The organism is Stappia indica (assembly GCF_009789575.1).
Taxonomy (GTDB): Bacteria; Pseudomonadota; Alphaproteobacteria; order Rhizobiales; family Stappiaceae; genus Stappia; species Stappia indica_A.
On sequence record NZ_CP046908.1, the window covers coordinates 2,862,873 to 2,880,789 of the forward strand.

Here is a 17,917-nt window from a genome sequence, read left to right on the forward strand (position 1 = left end):
CCCCTCCGGTGGGCGCAGGCAGGGCAAGGGGCGTCAGTGCGCCTCGTCCCAGTTGTCGGCGGCGCGGGCATCCACATGCAGCGGCACGGAGAGCGTCACGGCCGGTTCGGCCGCCGTTTCCATGACCTCGCGCACCAGGGCGATGGTTGTGCCCACCTCCGCTTCCGGCACCTCGAAGATCAGCTCGTCATGCACCTGCAGCAGCATGCGGGCGGTAAGCCTTGAGGCCGACAGCCGGTCCTCCATGCGGATCATCGCCCGGCGCAGGATGTCGGCGGCCGAGCCCTGGATCGGCGCGTTGATCGCCGCGCGCTCGTAGAAGGCGCGGTGGTTCGGGTTGGAGGTGTTCACCTCCGGATAATGCGCCCGGCGGCCGAAGATCGTCGTCACGTAGCCATTGGCATGAACGAACTTCTTCGTCTCCTCCATGTAGTCGCGAATGCCCGGGAAGCGCTTGAAATAGGTCGAGATGTACTCCGCCGCCTCGCCCCGCGGGATGCCGAGCTGGGCGGCGAGACCGAAGGCCGAGATGCCGTAGATGATGCCGAAATTGATCGCCTTGGCCCGGCGGCGGACCATCGGGTCCATGCCCTCGATGGGCACGCCGAACATTTCCGAAGCGGTCATGGCATGGATGTCGAGCCCTTCGGAGAAGGCCTGCTTGAGCTGGCCGATGTCGGCCATGTGGGCAAGCACGCGCAGCTCGATCTGGCTGTAGTCGGCCGAGACCAGCTTCATGCCCTTCTCGGCGACGAAGGCCTTGCGGATCTTGCGGCCGGCTTCCGTGCGAACCGGAATGTTCTGCAGGTTCGGCTCGGACGAGGACAGGCGGCCGGTCGTCGTCGCTGCCAGCGCGTAGGACGTGTGCACGCGCCCGGTCTGCGGATTGACGAAGCCGGGCAGCGCGTCCGAATAGGTGGACTTGAGCTTGGAGAGCTGCCGCCATTCGACGATGCGCGAAGGCAGCTCGTGCCCTTCGGCGGCCAGGTCGTCGAGCACGGAGACCGAGGTCGACCAGGCGCCGGTCTTGGTCTTCTTGCCGCCGGGCAGGCCCATCTTGCCGAACAGGATGTCGCCGAGCTGCTTCGGGCTGCCTATGTTGAAGCTCTCGCCGGCGAGCTCGTGGATCTCGGATTCCAGTGCCGCCATGCCTTGCGCGAAATCGCCGGACAGGCGCGACAGCATCTGCCGGTCGATGGAGATGCCGCGCTCCTCCATGCGGGCGAGCACCGGCACCATCGGCCGCTCCAGCCGCTCGTAGACGCCGGCCATGTGCTCCGCCGCAAGCCGCGGCTTGAGCACCTGCCACAGGCGCAGGGTGACGTCGGCATCCTCCGCCGCATAGGCGGAGGCCTTGTCGAGCGGCACCTTGTCGAAGGTGATCATCGACTTGCCGGAGCCGGCGACTTCCTTGAACGGGATCGGCGTGTGGCCGAGCCAGCGCTCGGAAAGCGCGTCCATGCCGTTGCCGCCCTTGCCGGCATCCAGCGCATAGGACAGCAGCATCGTATCGTCGAAGGGGGCGATCTCGATGCCGTAGCGCTTCAGCACCAGCCAGTCGTACTTGAGGTTCTGCGCGATCTTGAGGACGCCAGGGTCCTCCAGCAGCGGCTTGAGCACGGCAAGCGCCTCGCCCATGGCGATCTGGCCGGGGATCAGGCCGCCGCCGCCGAGCAGGTCGCCCTCGCCGTCCACATGACCGAGCGGGATGTAGCAGGCGCGTCCCGGCTGCGTTGCCAGCGACACGCCGACGAGTTCGGCCTGCATGGCATCGAGCGAGGTCGTTTCCGTGTCGACCGCCACATGGCCGAGCTCGGTCGCCTCCGCGACCCAGGCCTTCAGCCGGTCGAGATCCATCACCGTCTCGTAGCCGGACGGGTCGACCTTCTGCGCGGCGGCCTGTGCGGCGGCGGCCTCGGCAACCGCCTGCGGGCGCCACAATCCGCCCTCGCCGGCTGCAGCGGATGCGGAGGCCGATGGTGTCGATCCGCTTGCCGGGGTGTCCGAGCTGGCGGCAGTACCTTCCGGCTGGGTCCCGGGGCCGCCCTCCATCATCCGACCCTTGCCGTCGGGCTCGTGCCAGCCGCGCACGACGAGGGTGGCCGGCTCGACGCCGGCAATGTCGAGGCCGGTGACCTCGGCGACCCGGCGGGTCAGGGTGGTGAACTCCATCGCCTTGAGGAAGGCGATGGCGCGGGTGCCGTCGAGCCCGTTGACGGTGAGCGTCTCCACCGGCTGCTCGACCGGCACGTCCTCCTTCAGCGTCACCAGCTGCTTGGAGATGCGCGCCTGGTCGGCAAAGGCGATGAGGTTCTCGCGGCGCTTGGCCTGCTTGATCGTGTCGGCCTTGGACAGCAGCGTCTCCAGGTCGCCGAACTCGCTGACCAGGAGGGCGGCGGTCTTCAGGCCGATGCCCGGTACGCCCGGCACGTTGTCGACGCTGTCGCCGGCCAGCGCCTGGACCTCGATCACCTTGTCCGGACCGACGCCGAATTTCTCGAACACCTCGGCCTCGCCGAAGATCTTGTTCTTCATGGTGTCGATCATGCCGATGCGCGGACCGATCAGCTGCATCAGGTCCTTGTCGCCGGAGGCGATGGTGACCCGCGCGCCCGCCGCCGCCGCCGCGCGGGCATAGGTGGCGATCAGGTCGTCGGCCTCGAAGCCTTCCTGCTCGATGCAATGGACCGAAAAGGCGCGTGTGGCCTCGCGGATCAGGCCGAACTGGGGGATCAGGTCCTCCGGCGGCTCCGGGCGCTGGGCCTTGTACTGGGGATAGATCTCGTTGCGGAACGTCTTCGCCGAATGGTCGAAGATCACCGCCATATGGGTCGGCTCGTCGCCTTCCTCCGGGGTCAGCCCTTCCTGCAGCAGCTTCCACAGCATGTTGCAGAAGCCGGAGACCGCACCGACCGGCAGGCCGTCGGACTTGCGCGTCAAGGGCGGCAGCGCGTGATAGGCGCGGAAGATGAACGTGGAGCCGTCGACCAGGATCAGGTGGTCGTCGGCGGTGAGGGCGGAGGCGGCTTCGTTCGACATGGCGCGGATCATGCCCGCAGGCACCAGATTTTGGAAGAGCCGCCGCCCTTCTTTGCTACCTGAAGATCGCTAGATCAACAGGCAAAAGCATATGTATTTGTTCTGGCCTTCGGGCCAGGCTCAATGGTTGTTTTGTGAATAGACGGTCTGTCGGTTGTCGTATATTTCGATTTCCATGTATCCGAAGAAATATTTGAACTGCCAGTATACGAGGTATGGTAGAAAAATACCCAATGTTATGATCGAAAGAACAATAAGCCCAATAGATGTGAAAAAGAATTCCCAGAAGCTTCCTGTGAATATGATCTTGCCTTTTATCATCTTGAGCATCTCCTTGAAGCGGATGTTCAAGACGTTAAAGATTGTATTTCCGTACGTAAACAACTATTCCGCCGCCTGCGCGACCGGGCGGCGCGGCGTGTCGCGCTCCAGCCGTGCCCAGCCGGGGCGGCGGAACAGGAACCAGCCATAGCCGGTGCGTTCGATCAGCCACAGCAGCACCAGCGGGGCGATGACGCCGGCGGCGGTGACGATCACCGAGATCGTGCCGATGTCGGGAATGATGCCGGTCTTCAGCAGCACGACGCGGGTAACCGCCATGGGGAAGAAGAAGGCGAGATAGATGACGATTGAGTTGCGCCCGCAATAGGCGAGCGGCGCGGCCGCGCCCGCCTGCGTCAGCAGCGCCGAGGTGACGATCACCGCCAGCGCGCCGGCCGTGCCGAGCGCCAGGCTGACCAGGGGCAGGTCGGCAAACCCGTTGAACACCAGGAGGCCGTTGACGACGCCCCAGGCGAGCAGGCCGGCAATGCCCACGGTCATGTTGCGGCGGGCCCAGTCGGCCAGTGCGAAGGCCCGGGTGGCGAAGATGTAGCCGGCGTAGAAATAGACGTAGCGCGAGCTGAATTCGTCGATCAGCACCGATCCGGTCGAGATCGGGGCGGTCTGCAGCACGGCGGCTGCGGCGAGCACCAGCTGCCACGGCACGCCGCGGTCGTGCAGAACCTTGGTGATCACGAACATCACCGGCAGCATGTAGATGAACCACAGCGTGCCGAAAGGCTGGACATAGGCGAGAAGATACTCGCCCAGCACGCTGCCCCATCCGGTTTCGGCCGCGATGGACGGCGCCTTGACCGCGAACTGGATCGTCAGCCAGAGCACGTAGAAATAGGCGAAGTGGACCACCTTGCGGTCGAGATAGCGGCGCCAGGGCCGGTCGATGACCAGCGCCAGGAACAGGCCCGAGATCATGAAGAAGTCCGGCATGCGGAACGGACGGGCGAACTCCACCACCAGTCCCATCCAGCCTTCCAGGCCGGCGGCTTTCTCGACGCCCAGCGTCGAATGCATCATCACCACGAAGACGATGCAAAGCCCCTTGGCCGTGTCGACCCAGTCGACGCGTCCGGTGGCGCCGGCGATGTCCCTCTCCCGACCGGTCATGTCGTCCAGGCTCCCGCTTGTCTTTCCCGAACGGGCACCTTGCAGAAGACGGGTGTATCGCGGGTTAACCCGATTTCACGATTTGGTGAGACGCGGCAAGCGGTCAGGGGCGGTCGCTCCGTCCGTCGCCGATCTGTCCCCGCCATGGGGAGGAGCCGTCCGGCCCGCGTCCGCCCTTGCCGTCGCCATCGATGTCGGCCCAGTCGTCCCGGTCGAGGTCGACCACGCCTTCGCCCTGGCCTTTCCGCCGGGCGCCGGCCCGCACCACGGTCACCTTCGCGTTGCGGACCATGATCCGTGCGATGGCGGCCCGCAGCGGCGGCACGAAGAGAAGCAGGCCGAGGGCGTCGGTGACGAAGCCGGGGATCAGCAGCAGCACGCTGGCGACGACGATCAGCGCGCCTTGCATGATGTCCTCGCCGGGCACCTGGCCGCGATCCATCTCGGCGCGCACGCGCCGCAGCAGCGACAGGCCCTGCAATCGCAGCATCAAGCTGCCGGCGACCGCCGTTGCGATGGTCAGCAGCACCGTCGGTACCGCGCCGATTTCCGAGCCGACCTCGACGAAGACGAGGATCTCGAGGAGGGGGAGGCCGATGATGGCGAGAAGGATGAACAGTCCGATGGGCATGGCGTGCGCGACAGGGTCCCGTGATGATGTGTGCTCAGGTCTCGGCTCCCTCCCGGCACAGGGTGCCGTTGGGAGATATTCGCCTCTCAGTTAGGGACCAAGTGACGCAAATGCGAGCTTTATGTGTTTTCGAATGACGAAAACAGCGTCCGACACTTGTCTTGGAGGCTGGATGTTGGTTCAAGGGGGCTTACATAAGCTAGGATGGGCGATGCTGCGGCTTGCCCCGCGGGGCGCCGGTGCCGGCCCGCTGCACAGGCTGCAACGAACCCGACGGGCGGAATGCCGTGACGGCGTCTGCGACGCAATCGGCCGGATGTGAAACGGATCATATGTTCAACGACATCACCACTATCATCTTCCTGGTCCTGGCGGTCGTGATCTTCTTCAGGCTGCGCAGCGTTCTGGGGCGGCGCACCGGCAACGAGCGCCCGCCCTTCGATCCCTATTCCGCACCCGAGCGCGACAATGGTGCCGGCGGTCCCGCCCAGGACGACAACGTCATCCCGCTGCCCGGACAGGCGGCCCCGCAGGGCGGACCGTCGCCGGCTCCGGCCTCGGCGACGCTCGACAAGGTGGCGCCGGAGGGAAGCGCGCTCAACCAGGCCCTCCGCCAGATCCTGTCCGTCGACCGCTCCTTCGAGCCCCAGGGCTTCCTGCAGGGCGCCCGCGCGGCCTATGAGATGATCGTCACCGCCTTCGCCAACGGCGACCGCAAGACGCTGAAGAACTTGCTCTCGAAGGAAGTCTACGATGGCTTCGTCGCGGCGATTTCCGACCGCGAGTCGCGCGGCGAGACCATCGAGTCCACCTTCGTCGGCATCGACAAGGCGGACATCGTCGAAGCCGCGCTGAAGGGCTCCACCGCGCAGGTGACCGTAAAGTTCCGCTCCGAGCTGATCTCTGCCACCCGCGACCGCGACGGCGCCATCGTCGACGGCGATCCGAACGCGGTCAGCGACGTCACCGACATCTGGACCTTTGCCCGCGATACCACCTCGCGGGATCCCAACTGGCGTCTGGTGGCGACCGAATCGGTCGAGTGACTTGCGTGCTGCCGGCCGGATGGCCCTTGCTGCCAGCCTGGCGGCGGCACTGCTTGCCGGCACCGTTGCGACGGTCCCGGCTCTGGCGCGCGGAAAACCCCTCATGCTGTCTGCGCCCCTGAGTTTCGCGGAGCTGCCCGGCTGGGCCGGCGACGACCACGGTGCCGCCCTTGCTGCCTTCCTGCGCCATTGCCGGGACCGGCGGGCGGAACTGCCCGCCGAGCTGTCGCGGCTTTGCGCGCCGGCCCAGGCCGCCGCCGACAGCGGCGAGCCGCTGGCCGCCCGCACCTTCCTGGAACGTCATTTCGAGCCGCGCCGCATCCTCTCCGACGGGTTCGTCACCGGCTACTTCGAGCCCGAATACGACGGTTCGCGCCGGCCGGGCGACGGCTACGACACGCCGCTTCTGGCCCGCCCGCCGGAGCTTGTGCCCCTTGCCGGCCGGCCGGCGCCGGACGGATTGCCCAAGGATGCGCCATTTGCCTTTTCGAGCGCCAATGGCGGCCTTGTCGCGCCGCCGGACCGGGGGGCGATCATGGATGGGGCGCTCGCCGGCCGGGGCCTCGAGCTCGTCTGGATGGCCGATCCGGTCGACGCGTTCTACGTCCATGTGCAGGGCTCTGCCCGCATTCGCCTGCGCGAAGGCGGCAGCCTGCGCGTCGGCTATGCCGGCAAGACCGGCCATCCCTACAGCGCCATCGGCCGGGTGATGATCGAGCGCGGCCTTGCCGAGCCAGGCACCGTCACCATGCAGGTGCTGCGCAAGTGGCTGGCGGAAAACCCGCATGAGATCGACGGCGTCCTGCGCCGCAACCGGTCCTACATCTTCTTTCGCGAGGTGACCGAGGCAGGCGAGCACGAAGGTCCGGTCGGGGCCGCCGGACTGCCGCTGCTGCCCGGCCGCAGCCTTGCGGTCGATGCCGCGCACCACGCCTATGGCGCGCTGGTTTTCGTCTCCGCCGATCTCCCCTTGGGGCCGGACGGCGAGCAGGAGAAGTTTCATCGCCTGATGATCGCCGAGGACACGGGGTCGGCCATTATCGGCCCGGCGCGCGGCGACATCTTCTTCGGCTCGGGCGAGGAAGCTGGCGAAAAGGCCGGCCGCATTCAGCACCGGGCGGACATGGTGCTGCTGGTGCCGCGCAGGCCGGAGGCCAGGCCGTGAGCCGGCGTCGTGGCCGCCAGCCCTCGCCCGAGGAGCGCCGCCTGTGGGAGCAGGTGACGGCGGATGTGGATCCGCTGGCTCCGCGCGGGCGTGCCCGTGCCGAGGCGCCGACGCCGGAACCGGAAGAGGCGCCGGCCCCGGTGCCCGCCGCTGCCCGGCCGGCCGGTCCTGCGGCCTCCGGCGCGTCTGCGCTGCGTTCGCCCGCCCAGCCGTCTCCCCCGCCCCTGTCGCCGCTCGAGCCGCGCCAGCGCCGCCGCGTCGCGCGCGGCACCCGCGCCATCGACATGCGCATCGACCTGCATGGGTTGACCCAGGCGGAGGCGCATGTGCGGTTGCGCGGGTTCCTGTCCCATGCCCAGTCGAGCGGTGCCGGCCTGGTGCTGGTGATCACCGGCAAGGGCGCAACCGGCGGCAGCCCGGTGGCCGGCGAGCGCGGCATCCTGCGCCGCGTCGTGCCGCAATGGCTGTCCTTCCCCGAGTTTCGCCCGTTGGTGGTGGGCTTCGAGGAGGCCCACGCCGCACATGGCGGCGGCGGCGCGCTCTATGTCAGGATCCGCAAGAGCGGAAAGTGGGGGGGACGATGACGCCGTTCGGCGCCAAGCTGCGCGAGCTGCGCAAGAAGCGCGGCATCACCCTGTCGGAAATGGCCGGGGCGCTCGGCGTTTCCGCAGCCTATCTGTCGGCGCTGGAGCACGGCAAGCGCGGCCGCCCCACCTGGTACACGGTGCAGCGGATCATCGCCTTCTTCAACGTCATCTGGGACGAGGCGGAGGAGTTGCAGCGCCTCGCCGAAATCTCGGACCCGAAGGTCTCCATCGACACGGCCGGCCTCCAGCCGGAGGCGACGGAACTGGCCAATCTGCTGGCGGCGAAGATTTCCGGCCTGTCGCGCGACAGTCTGGCCCATCTGTTGCATCAGTTGCGCGTCGCGGCGGCGCGGGACCGGATCTAGGGTCCCGGCCTCAAGGGGTACGGCACGGACTTTCGTTCTCTTGCTGCGCCTCTTGAGCGGCGCGGGCGGCAAGCGTAGGGTCCCGCAATTGCTGCCGCCGGCAAAGCCTTGAGCAGGCATGGTGCCTGCGCGACGCTGCGGCAAGAAGGACTGCGCTGCAAGTGATGACGTCGAAGACCCCCGCCCGTAGCGCCGATCCCTTCGCCGGGCTGATCGATGCCGACGCCCTGCGTCACCGGCTGACGGCGCTGACCGCGGCGACCGACGGCGACGGCTCGGATCTTGCCGTGCGCGGCCACGTTCTCAACGAGCTGAAGACGGCGATGCGCGATGCGCGCACCCGCGTCGAGGAGCTGCTCTTTGCCGATGGCGGCGGCACGCTCTGTGCCCAGCGGCTGAGCCATGTCCAGGACGAGATCCTGCGGGTGATCTTCGATTTCGCCATCCATCACGTCTACCGGGTCAAGAACCCGTCTGCGGCCGAGCGCATGTCCATCGTCGCGGTCGGCGGCTATGGCCGCGGCACGCTGGCGCCGGGCTCGGATGTCGACCTGCTGTTCCTGCTGCCCTACAAGCAGACGCCCTGGGGCGAGCAGATCGTCGAATACATCCTCTACATGCTGTGGGATCTCGGCCTGAAGGTCGGCCACGCGACCCGCAGCATCGACGAATGCCTGCGCCTTGCCCGCACCGACATGACGATCCGCACCGCGCTGCTGGAGGCGCGCCACGTGTGGGGCGAGGAGCCGCTGACCGACGAGTTGATCGAGCGGTTCGACAAGAATGTCGTCGCCGGCACCGGCCCGGAATTCATCGCCGCCAAGCTGGCCGAGCGCGACGCCCGCCACACCCGTCAGGGCACCTCGCGCTATCTGGTCGAGCCGAACGTGAAGGAAGGCAAGGGCGGTCTGCGCGATCTCAACACGCTGTTCTGGATCTCCAAATACTTCTACCGCGTGCGCTCCGGCTCGGGACTGGTGAAGGCCGGCGTCTTCACCCGCTCCGACTTCCAGCGCTTCAAGAAGGGCGAGGATTTCCTCTGGGCGGTGCGCTGCCACCTGCATTTCCTCACCGGCCGGGCCGAGGAGCGCCTGTCCTTCGACGTCCAGCGCGAGATCGCCGTCCGCCTCGGCTACACCCAGCATCCGGGCATGAAGGACGTCGAGCGCTTCATGAAGCACTACTTCCTGGTCGCCAAGGATGTCGGCGACCTGACCCGGATCTTCTGCGCCGCACTGGAGGAGCAGCACGCCAAGGCGCCGCAGCCGCTGTCGAAGCTGATCGACCGCATCGCCTCGCGCGCCCGCCGCCAGGTCCAGACCGGCTCGCCGGATTTCGCGATCGACAAGGGGCGCCTCAACGTGGTCTCGGACACGGTGTTCGAGAAGGACCCGGTCAACCTGATTCGTCTCTTCGCCATTGCCGACCGTCACGCGGTCATGCTGCATCCGGAAATGCTGAAACTGGTGCGCCGGTCGCTGAAGCTGATCACCGCACAGGTGCGCGAGGACCCGGAGGCGAACCGCCTGTTCCTGCAGGTGCTGACCTCGCGCAACGATCCCGAGACCGTGTTGCGCAAGATGAACGAGACCGGCGTGCTCGGCCGCTTCGTGCCCGACTTCGGCAAGGTCGTGGCGATGATGCAGTTCTCCATGTACCACCACTACACGGTGGACGAGCATCTGATCCGCTCCATCGGCGTGCTGGGCGAAATCGAGCGCGGCGAGGCCGGCGAGGACCATCCGCTCTCCACCGACATCATCAAGACGATCCAGAACCGCAAGGTGCTGTTCGTCGCCATGTTCCTTCACGACATCGCCAAGGGCCGGCCGGAGGACCATTCCATTGCGGGTGCGCGCATCGCCCGCCGCCTGTGCCCGCGCCTCGGCCTGACGCCGCCGGAGACGGAAACCGTCGCCTGGCTGGTCGAGCATCACCTGGACATGAGCACGATCGCCCAGTCGCGGGACCTTGCCGACCGGAAGACCATCGAGGATTTCGCCCGCGAGGTGCAGAGCGTCGAGCGGCTGAAGCTGCTGCTGATCCTCACCGTTGCCGACATCCGTGCCGTCGGGCCGAATGTCTTCAACGGCTGGAAGGGCCAGCTGCTGCGCACGCTCTACTACGAATGCGAGCCGGTGCTGACCGGCGGTCACAGCCTGTTGCCGCACGACATGCGGGTCGAGGCGGCCAAGCGCGAACTGGCCGAGATGCTGAGCGCCTGGAACAGGGACGAGCTTGCCGCCTATCTGGAGCGCCACTATCCGGCCTACTGGCTGCGCGTGCCGCTTGAGCGCAAGATCGCCGACGCCGAGATGATCCGTGCCGCCGACCGGGCCAGAACCGGCTTTTCCTCGCGTGTCGTCACCCATGCCTTCGAGGGGGTGACCGAGATCACCGTGCTGGCGGCCGACCATCCGCGGCTGCTGTCGACCATTGCCGGGGCCTGTTTCGTCGCCGGGGCCAACATCGTCGATGCGCAGATCGACACGACGACGGACGGTTTCGCGCTCGATACGATCTACATTTCCCGCGAGCTGCCGGGCGACGACGACGAGATCCGCCGCGGCGAGCGCGTCTGCCGGCTGATCGAGAAGGCGCTGCGCGGCGAGGAGCGGCTGCCGGACAGCGTCGCCCGCAAGGCGGCCTCGCGCAGCCGCGTGAAGGCCTTCCGCGTTGAGACGGAGGTGCTGGTCAACAATTCCTGGTCGAACCGCTACACGGTGCTGGAAATCTCCTGCCTCGACCGGCCCGGTCTGCTCTACGATCTCACGCGCGCGATCTCCGGCCTCAATCTCAACATCAATTCCGCTCATATCGCGACTTTCGGCGAGCGGGCCGTCGATGTTTTCTATGTCACCGACCTCACCGGCCAGAAGATCGGCAATATCGGCCGGCAGAATGCGATCCGCGAACGCCTGCGCGAAGCGGTCGAGGGGGAGGCGGCGGAAGAGCCGGCCCGCCGCCGGCCGCGCCGCGCCGGGGTGGCCTGACGAAACGCCTGCCCACCTGTGATCGTCGATGCGATTTCCTGCCACTCCTGAACGGAACCTCCGCCCATGGCCGGCTCTATGAGTCTCTTGCGCAACTTCGCCACCGTCGGCGGCGCCACCATGGCGAGCCGCGTCCTCGGCTTCGTGCGCGACGTGATGATCGCCGCCTTTGCCGGGGCAGGTCCGGTGGCGGACGCCTTCTTCGTCGCCTTCCGCCTGCCCAACCTGTTCCGCCGGCTGTTCGCGGAAGGCGCGTTCAACTCCGCTTTCGTGCCGCTGTTCGCAAGGGCGCTGGAAGAGGAGGGCGATGCGGGCGCGCGCCGCTTTGCCGGCGAGATCATGGCGGCGCTGCTGTGGACGCTGCTGGCGCTCACCGCCATTGCCTTCGTCGCCATGCAGGGCCTCGTCTTCCTGCTTGCCCCGGGCTTTACCGAGGATCCGTCGAAGTTCGACCTGGCGGTGCTGCTGTCGCGCATCACCTTCCCGTATCTGCTGTGCATGTCGCTGGTCGCCTTCCTGTCCGGCATCCTCAACACCTATCGGCGTTTCGCGGCCGCCGCCTTCGCGCCCGTCGTCCTCAACCTGGTGATGATCTCGGTGCTTGCCGGCATCTGGTATGCGGGGCTGGAGCCGGGCACGACCCTCGGCGTTGTGCTGGCCAGCGGTGTTGCGGTGGCCGGTTTCGCCCAGCTGGCGCTGCTGGTCGTCGCCGTGCGCCACATGGGCTTTTCGGTGCCGTTCCGCCGCCCGCGACTGACCGCCGGCGTCCGGCGGCTGTGCAAGCTCGGCGTTCCGGGCGTGCTCGCCGGGGGCATCACCCAGATCAACATCGTCGTCGGCACGGTGATCGCCTCGGCCCAGGCCGGTGCGGTTTCCTATCTCTACTATGCCGACCGCATCTACCAGCTGCCGCTTGGCGTCGTCGGCATCGCCATCGGCGTGGTGCTCCTGCCGGACCTGTCGCGCTCGCTGCGCGCCGGCGAAGACGGGCAGGCCAACGGCACGCTGAACCGGGCGATGGAATTCGCCCTCGCCCTGACCCTGCCGGCGACCATCGCGCTGATCGCGGTGCCCGAGCCCATCGTCTCGGTGCTCTACCAGCGCGGCGAATTCGGCGCGGAGGCGGCGAGCGCCACGACCACGGCCCTGATCGCCTTCGCCCTCGGCCTGCCGGCCTTCGTGCTCAACAAGGTGTTCTCGCCCGGCTTCTTCGCCCGCGAGGACACGGTGACGCCGATGTGGTTCGCGGGCATCGGCATGGCGGTCAACGTGATCGGCGCGCTGGCCCTGGCGCCGGTGCTCGGCCATGTCGGCATCGCGCTCGCCACATCGCTGGCCGGCTGGGTGAATGCCGGCCTGCTCGGCGCAGCCCTGTGGCGGCGCGGTCATTTCCGCGTGGACCACGGCGCGCGGCGCCGGCTGCCGCTGCTGGCGCTCGCCAGCCTTGCCATGGGCGCCGGCCTGCTGCTCGGCGACTGGGTGCTGGCGCCGTTGCTCGGCGCGCCCTCGGTGCTGGTGCGCTTTGCTGCCCTCGGCGTGCTGGTGCTGGCCGGCATGGTCCTGTTCGCCGGCTTCGTCCAGCTGACCGGTGCGGTCGACCTGAAGGGCTATGTCGCCCGTGCAAGGGCGGCGAGGGCCCGTCGCCGGACCGCCCCGCCGCCGCAGGCGCCGGAAGATCCGCTCGGATAGGCTGCAGGGGCGTCGGCACGGCAAGCGGAAGCAGAGCGCGCCTGCCGCGTGAAAAAGCTGCGCCGGCTCAATTTTTGACCAAACGATCAAACTTTGTCCATTTGTTCAAGAAAGCGCGGCGGCCGGCATCTGCCTCCATTGTGAGCGTGCCTGGAATGTGGTCCAATTTGCCTCGCCGCGCGAAGAGCCGCCCATGCGCCTTTGCCGGCCGACGAACATCGGCCCGTGCCAGTTGCGCATGAGCGCCGCATCCTGCGAGGGGGAGTCAGATGGCAATCAACGATCATTTCGCCTGGACGCGCCGGGCCGTCCTCGGACTTGTCGCATCGCTCGCCGTCATGGCGGGCGGCGTGCCGGCAATCGCCAAGGACAAGCCGCTGAAGGTGGCCGCGATCTACACCGTGCCGGTCGAGCAGCAGTGGGTCGGGCGCATCCACAAGGCGCTGCAGGCGGCGCAGGCGCGCGGAGACGTGACCTACACCTACTCCGAGAACGTCGCCAACACCGACTATGAGCGCGTCATGCGCGAATATGCCGAGGGCGGCATGGACCTGATCATCGGCGAGGCGTTCGCCGTGGAGCGTGCGGCGCGCAGCGTTGCGGCCGAGTATCCGGACATCGCCTTCCTGATGGGCTCGTCCTTCGGGCCGGCCCAGCCGAACTTCGCCGTCTTCGACAACTGGATCCACGAGCCGAGCTACCTGACCGGCATGATCGCCGGCAAGGCGACCAAGTCGAACGTCATCGGCATGGTCGGCGGCTACGCCATCCCCGAGGTCAACCGCCTGATGAACGCCTTCATGGAAGGCGCGCTGGCGGTCAACCCGGACGTCAAGTTCCTCGTGACCTTCATCAACTCCTGGTACGACCCGCCGAAGGCCAAGGAGTCGGCCTTCGCGATGGTCGACAAGGGCGCGGACATTCTCTACGCCGAACGCTTCGGCGTCTCCGACGCGGCCAAGGAGAAGGGCATCCTCGCCATCGGCAACGTCATCGACACGGCCGGCGACTATCCCGGCACGATCCTCGCCAGCGCCCTGTGGCACATGGAGCCGACCATCGACCGGGTGATTGAGGCGGTGGCCTCCGACAGCTTCGAGCCTTCGGATTACGGCCAGTATTCCTTCATGTCCTATGGCGGCGGCAGCTTCGTCGTCGACGAGAGCCTTGCCGATGCGGAGGCCGTCAAGGCGTCCCGCGAGAAGGAGAAGGAAATTCTCGACGGGCTGTTCCGCGTCAACGTCAACGACGCCGAGCCCAAGTCGACGATGTGATCGTCTGATCGCGGCCCGCCTCCTGGTCTCGGCCCGAGATCGGGGGCGGGCCGTCCTTTTGTCCTGCCCTGCCCCGGAGTGGAGATGAGCGACCCGCTGCACGGACGGCCGCACGAGCGCAAGGTCGTGCTGTCGCTTGCCGGCATCACCAAGCGCTTCGGCGCGATGACCGCCAACGAGGCGGTCGATCTCGATCTGCATGCCGGCGAGATCGTCGCCCTGCTGGGCGAGAACGGCGCCGGCAAGACCACGCTCATGAACATCCTGTTCGGCCACTATGTCGCCGACGAGGGAGAGGTGCGCATCGCCGGCCCCGAGGGGCAGCTCGTGCTGCTGGAGCCCGGCTCGCCCCATGCGGCGCTCAACGCCGGCATCGGCATGGTGCACCAGCATTTCGCGCTGGCCGAGAACCTGACCGCCTTCGAGAACATCGTGCTCGGCACCCGGCCGCTGCTGTCCCCCTCCACCTCCTCGCGCGCCGACCGGCAGCGGCTGGAGGCGTTGATGCGCGACAGCGGGCTGACGGTGGACCTGGACCTTCGCGTCTCGCGCCTTTCGGTCGGCGAGCAGCAGCGCGTGGAAATCCTCAAGGCGCTGTATCGCGATGCCCGCGTGCTGGTTCTGGACGAGCCGACCGCCGTGTTGACGCCGCAGGAATCCGAGGGGCTTTTTGCCACCCTGCGCCAGCTGGCCGGCAAGGGCCTTGCCATCGTCTTCATCTCGCACAAGCTCGCCGAGGTGCTCAGCGCGTCCGACCGGGTGGCCGTGCTGCGCATGGGCCGCAAGGTCGCCGACCTGCCGACCGCCGAGTGCGACCGCCAGAAGCTCGCCGAGCTGATGGTCGGCCATTCCCTCTCCCAGAGCCGGCGCGAACCGCGCACGCCCGGCGATGTGCTGCTGGCGCTCGAGGGCGTCTCCGCCGGCACCGGCCGTGAGGCGGTCAGGGACCTGTCGCTGGCCCTGCGCTCGGGAGAAATCCTCGGTGTCGCCGGCGTCTCCGGCAATGGACAGGCGATGTTCGCCCGTCTCGTCTCCGGTCTGGAGCGGGCAACCTCCGGGCGCATCCTGCTTTCGGGGCGCGACGTCACGGCGGGGGATGCGCGCGCGATGATCGCCGCCGGCATTGCCCGGATTCCGGAGGATCGCCACCGCGACGGCATCGTCGGGGCGATGAGCGTCGCCGAGAACCTGGTGATCGAGGAGATCCGTTCCGCCCGCTACCAGCGCCTCGGCTTCCTCGATTTCGGCGCCATTGCCGCCCGTGCCCGCGAGGCGATCGCAGCCCACGACATCCGCTGCCGGGGCGGTTCCGCTATCTCGCGGCTGCTGTCTGGCGGCAACATCCAGAAGATCGTGCTGGCCCGCACCCTCGACGCCGAGCCGGCAGTGGTGCTGGCCGCGCAGCCCTCGCGCGGGCTCGACATCGGCGCCACCGGCGAGGTGCATCGCCGCCTGCTCGCCGCGCGGGCGCGCGGGGCCGGCGTCATCCTGATCTCCGAAGATCTCGACGAGCTCTTCGCCCTGTCCGACCGCATCGCGGTGATCCATCGCGGCCAGCTGAGCGCGGCGCGCGATGCCGACGAGCTCGACCGCGCCACTGTCGGCCTGATGATGGCCGGCCACGCGGAGGAGGCTGCATGATCCGTTTCGAGCCGCGCGAGAGCGTCTCGCCCGTCCTGCGCGCCGGCGTTCCGGTCGCCGCCGCGCTGGCCGCCCTGGCGCTGGCCGCGCTGCCGATCATGGCGGCGGGTGCGCCGGTGCTTCAGGCCTATGCGCTGATGGCGAAAGGCGCCTTCGGCTCCTTCTTCGCCGTTTCCGAGCTGCTGTCGCGGGCGACGCCGCTGATCCTGACCGGCCTGGCCGCCGCCCTCGCCTTCCGCGCGAGGCTGTGGAACATCGGCGGCGAAGGCCAGCTCTATGCTGGCGCGCTTGCCGCTGTCGCCGTCGGCTCCGGCGCGATCTCCGCCCCTCCGGCGGTGATGATCCCGCTCGTGCTGCTCGCCGGTGCGATGGCGGGGGCAATGATGATGCTGGTCCCGGCCCTCTTGAAGCTGCGGCTCGGTGCCGACGAGGTGGTCACTACCCTCTTGCTCAACTTCGTTGTGGTGCTCTTCGTGCAGATGATGCTGGAAGGGCCGATGAAGGACCCGATGGGCATGGGCTGGCCGCAATCCGAGCCGATGGCGGATGCGGCGATGCTGCCCAAGCTGTTCGACCGCATGCGCGTCCATGCCGGGCTGATCGTCGCGCTCGTCGCCGCGTTGCTCGCCCATATCCTGCTGGCGCGCACGGTCTGGGGCTTCGAGATCCGCGCCGTCGGCGAGAACCGGGAAGCGGCCCGCCATGCCGGCATTCCCGTGACTGCGACCTTCGTCCGCGTCGCTCTCCTCAGCGGTGCGCTGGCGGGGCTTGCCGGCGTCGGCGAGGTGGCCGGGCTCAAGGGCTATCTCACCGCCGACCTGTCGCCCGGCTTCGGCTATGCCGGCATCGTCGTTGCCATGCTGGCCGGCCTGTCGCCGCTCGGCGTCGTGGTCGCGGCCCTGTTCATCGCCGGCGTCTTCGTCGGCGCCGACAGCATGAGCCGGGCCATCGGCGTTTCCAACTATCTGGCCGACCTGGTGGTCGCCACGTCGCTGATCGCGGTGCTCGTCTCCGGCCTCTTCGTGCGCTTCCGCGTGCGGCTGGTCGGAACGGGGCGCAAGGCTTCCGCCGGCAAGGATGGCGGCGCATGATGGAAATCCTCGACATTCTCGTCTCGGCGAATTTCTGGGCGGCAGCCCTGCGGATCGCCACGCCGCTGATCTTCGGCGTGCTCGGCGCGCTCCTGTGCGAGCGGGCCGGCGTCCTCAATCTCGGCATCGAGGGCATCTTCACTGCCGGTGCCATGGCCGGCTGGATGGCCGCCTGGCTCGGCGCCGGCCTGTGGGGCGGCGTGCTGGTCGCGGCGCTCGCCGGTGCCAGCTTCGGCCTGTTGCACGCGGTGCTCACGGTGCCGCTGGGCCTGTCCCAGCACGTCTCGGGCATCGGCGTGACGCTGTTCGCCACCAGTCTCAGCTATTACGCCTACCGCACGGCCCTGCCCGACGTCACCTCGCCGCCGCGCATCACCGCCTTCCAGCCGCTCGACATCCCGGTCCTGTCCGACCTGCCCTTCCTCGGCACCGTGCTGTTCCAGCAGACGGCGCTGACCATGCTGGCGCTGGCGATGGTCGTGGTGGTCGGCTTCGTGCTTTACCGCACGCCGCTCGGCCTTGCGATCCGCGCCGTCGGCGACAATCCGGCGGCGGTGGAGGCACAGGGCCTGTCGGTCGTGGTGCTGCGCATGGGCACGGTGGTCGCCGGCTCCGCGCTGATGGCGCTGGGCGGGGCCTTCCTGACCATGTCCGCCTTCGACGCCTTCTTCTTCGGCATGGTCAACGGCCGCGGCTGGATCTGCATCGCGCTCACCGTCTTCGCCTCCTGGCGTCCCGGCAAGGCGCTGGTCGGCGCGCTGCTGTTCGGTGCGTTCGACGCCTTCCAGGTGCGGTTGCAGACCGAGGTCGGCGCCTTCGTGCCCGGTCAGGTGTTCCTGATGCTGCCCTACCTGCTGTCGATCCTGGCGCTGGTCATGGTCGCCCGCAAGGCGGACTATCCGCGCGCAATGCTGAAGCCCTATTTCAAGGGCCAGCGATAGGGAGACAAG

The 17,917-nt window shown here is 68.0% G+C and carries 13 protein-coding genes; 10 read left to right on the top strand and 3 right to left on the bottom strand.

Annotated elements, in window-relative coordinates; all coding sequences use genetic code 11:
• Positions 1–33: 33 nt before the first annotated feature.
• The 3 genes from polA to GH266_RS13505 all read right to left on the bottom strand — a co-directional run bounded on the left by polA (position 34) and on the right by GH266_RS13505 (position 5,116).
• On the bottom strand, positions 34–3,051 hold the full coding sequence (gene polA / locus GH266_RS13495; protein ID WP_158194288.1) for a DNA polymerase I: 3,018 nt from the start codon (positions 3,049–3,051) through the stop codon (positions 34–36).
• A gap of 372 nt (positions 3,052–3,423) precedes the next feature.
• The gene (locus GH266_RS13500; protein WP_158194289.1) at positions 3,424–4,485 is read right to left on the bottom strand and encodes an acyltransferase family protein; all 1,062 of its coding nucleotides are present in this window, start codon (positions 4,483–4,485) and stop codon (positions 3,424–3,426) included.
• A 103-nt stretch (positions 4,486–4,588) separates the two neighbouring features.
• Complete coding sequence (locus GH266_RS13505) at positions 4,589–5,116, bottom strand: FxsA family protein (protein WP_158194290.1); 528 nt, start codon at positions 5,114–5,116, stop codon at positions 4,589–4,591.
• 332 nt (positions 5,117–5,448) lie between these two features.
• Between GH266_RS13505 and GH266_RS13510 the strand changes: the two genes are divergently transcribed.
• The 10 genes from GH266_RS13510 to GH266_RS13555 all read left to right on the top strand — a co-directional run bounded on the left by GH266_RS13510 (position 5,449) and on the right by GH266_RS13555 (position 17,908).
• Positions 5,449–6,162: a Tim44/TimA family putative adaptor protein gene (locus GH266_RS13510; RefSeq protein WP_158194291.1), complete on the top strand. Its 714-nt coding sequence runs from the start codon at positions 5,449–5,451 to the stop codon at positions 6,160–6,162.
• Positions 6,163–6,265: 103 nt separating this feature from the next.
• On the top strand, positions 6,266–7,327 hold the full coding sequence (gene mltA / locus GH266_RS13515; RefSeq protein ID WP_158194292.1) for a murein transglycosylase A: 1,062 nt from the start codon (positions 6,266–6,268) through the stop codon (positions 7,325–7,327).
• A complete protein-coding gene (locus GH266_RS13520; protein ID WP_158194293.1) occupies positions 7,324–7,911 on the top strand; it encodes a Smr/MutS family protein in 588 nt (195 codons plus the stop codon). The genes mltA and GH266_RS13520 overlap by 4 nt, the downstream gene beginning before the upstream one ends.
• Entirely contained in the window at positions 7,908–8,279 is a 372-nt protein-coding gene (locus GH266_RS13525; RefSeq protein WP_158194294.1) for a helix-turn-helix domain-containing protein, read from the top strand. The genes GH266_RS13520 and GH266_RS13525 overlap by 4 nt, the downstream gene beginning before the upstream one ends.
• A gap of 164 nt (positions 8,280–8,443) precedes the next feature.
• Positions 8,444–11,272, top strand: coding sequence for a [protein-PII] uridylyltransferase (locus GH266_RS13530; RefSeq protein ID WP_158194295.1), 2,829 nt, complete (start codon positions 8,444–8,446; stop codon positions 11,270–11,272).
• Between the two features lie 78 nt (positions 11,273–11,350).
• A complete protein-coding gene (gene murJ / locus GH266_RS13535; RefSeq protein WP_158196204.1) occupies positions 11,351–12,961 on the top strand; it encodes a murein biosynthesis integral membrane protein MurJ in 1,611 nt (536 codons plus the stop codon).
• Positions 12,962–13,230: 269 nt separating this feature from the next.
• Positions 13,231–14,235, top strand: a complete 1,005-nt coding sequence (locus GH266_RS13540) for a BMP family protein (protein WP_158194296.1) — start codon at positions 13,231–13,233, stop codon at positions 14,233–14,235.
• Positions 14,236–14,319: 84 nt separating this feature from the next.
• Positions 14,320–15,876 carry an ABC transporter ATP-binding protein gene (locus tag GH266_RS13545; RefSeq protein WP_158194297.1) on the top strand — a complete coding sequence of 519 codons (1,557 nt, stop codon included), beginning with the start codon at positions 14,320–14,322 and terminating at the stop codon, positions 15,874–15,876.
• Entirely contained in the window at positions 15,873–16,967 is a 1,095-nt protein-coding gene (locus tag GH266_RS13550; RefSeq protein ID WP_158194298.1) for an ABC transporter permease, read from the top strand. The genes GH266_RS13545 and GH266_RS13550 overlap by 4 nt, the downstream gene beginning before the upstream one ends.
• Positions 16,964–17,908, top strand: a complete 945-nt coding sequence (locus GH266_RS13555; protein ID WP_209001455.1) for an ABC transporter permease — start codon at positions 16,964–16,966, stop codon at positions 17,906–17,908. The genes GH266_RS13550 and GH266_RS13555 overlap by 4 nt, the downstream gene beginning before the upstream one ends.
• Positions 17,909–17,917: the final 9 nt, after the last annotated feature.

Bases quoted from the DNA above. Each gene is read 5' to 3' on its own strand.
- polA (WP_158194288.1), bottom strand. From the start codon at position 3,051: ATGATCCGCGCCATGTCGAACGAAGCCGCCTCCGCCCTCACCGCCGAC.
- GH266_RS13500 (WP_158194289.1), bottom strand. From the start codon at position 4,485: ATGACCGGTCGGGAGAGGGACATCGCCGGCGCCACCGGACGCGTCGAC.
- GH266_RS13505 (WP_158194290.1), bottom strand. From the start codon at position 5,116: ATGCCCATCGGACTGTTCATCCTTCTCGCCATCATCGGCCTCCCCCTC.
- GH266_RS13510 (WP_158194291.1), top strand. From the start codon at position 5,449: ATGTTCAACGACATCACCACTATCATCTTCCTGGTCCTGGCGGTCGTG.
- mltA (WP_158194292.1), top strand. From the start codon at position 6,266: ATGCTGTCTGCGCCCCTGAGTTTCGCGGAGCTGCCCGGCTGGGCCGGC.
- GH266_RS13525 (WP_158194294.1), top strand. From the start codon at position 7,908: ATGACGCCGTTCGGCGCCAAGCTGCGCGAGCTGCGCAAGAAGCGCGGC.
- GH266_RS13530 (WP_158194295.1), top strand. From the start codon at position 8,444: ATGACGTCGAAGACCCCCGCCCGTAGCGCCGATCCCTTCGCCGGGCTG.
- murJ (WP_158196204.1), top strand. From the start codon at position 11,351: ATGAGTCTCTTGCGCAACTTCGCCACCGTCGGCGGCGCCACCATGGCG.
- GH266_RS13540 (WP_158194296.1), top strand. From the start codon at position 13,231: ATGGCAATCAACGATCATTTCGCCTGGACGCGCCGGGCCGTCCTCGGA.
- GH266_RS13545 (WP_158194297.1), top strand. From the start codon at position 14,320: ATGAGCGACCCGCTGCACGGACGGCCGCACGAGCGCAAGGTCGTGCTG.
- GH266_RS13550 (WP_158194298.1), top strand. From the start codon at position 15,873: ATGATCCGTTTCGAGCCGCGCGAGAGCGTCTCGCCCGTCCTGCGCGCC.
- GH266_RS13555 (WP_209001455.1), top strand. From the start codon at position 16,964: ATGATGGAAATCCTCGACATTCTCGTCTCGGCGAATTTCTGGGCGGCA.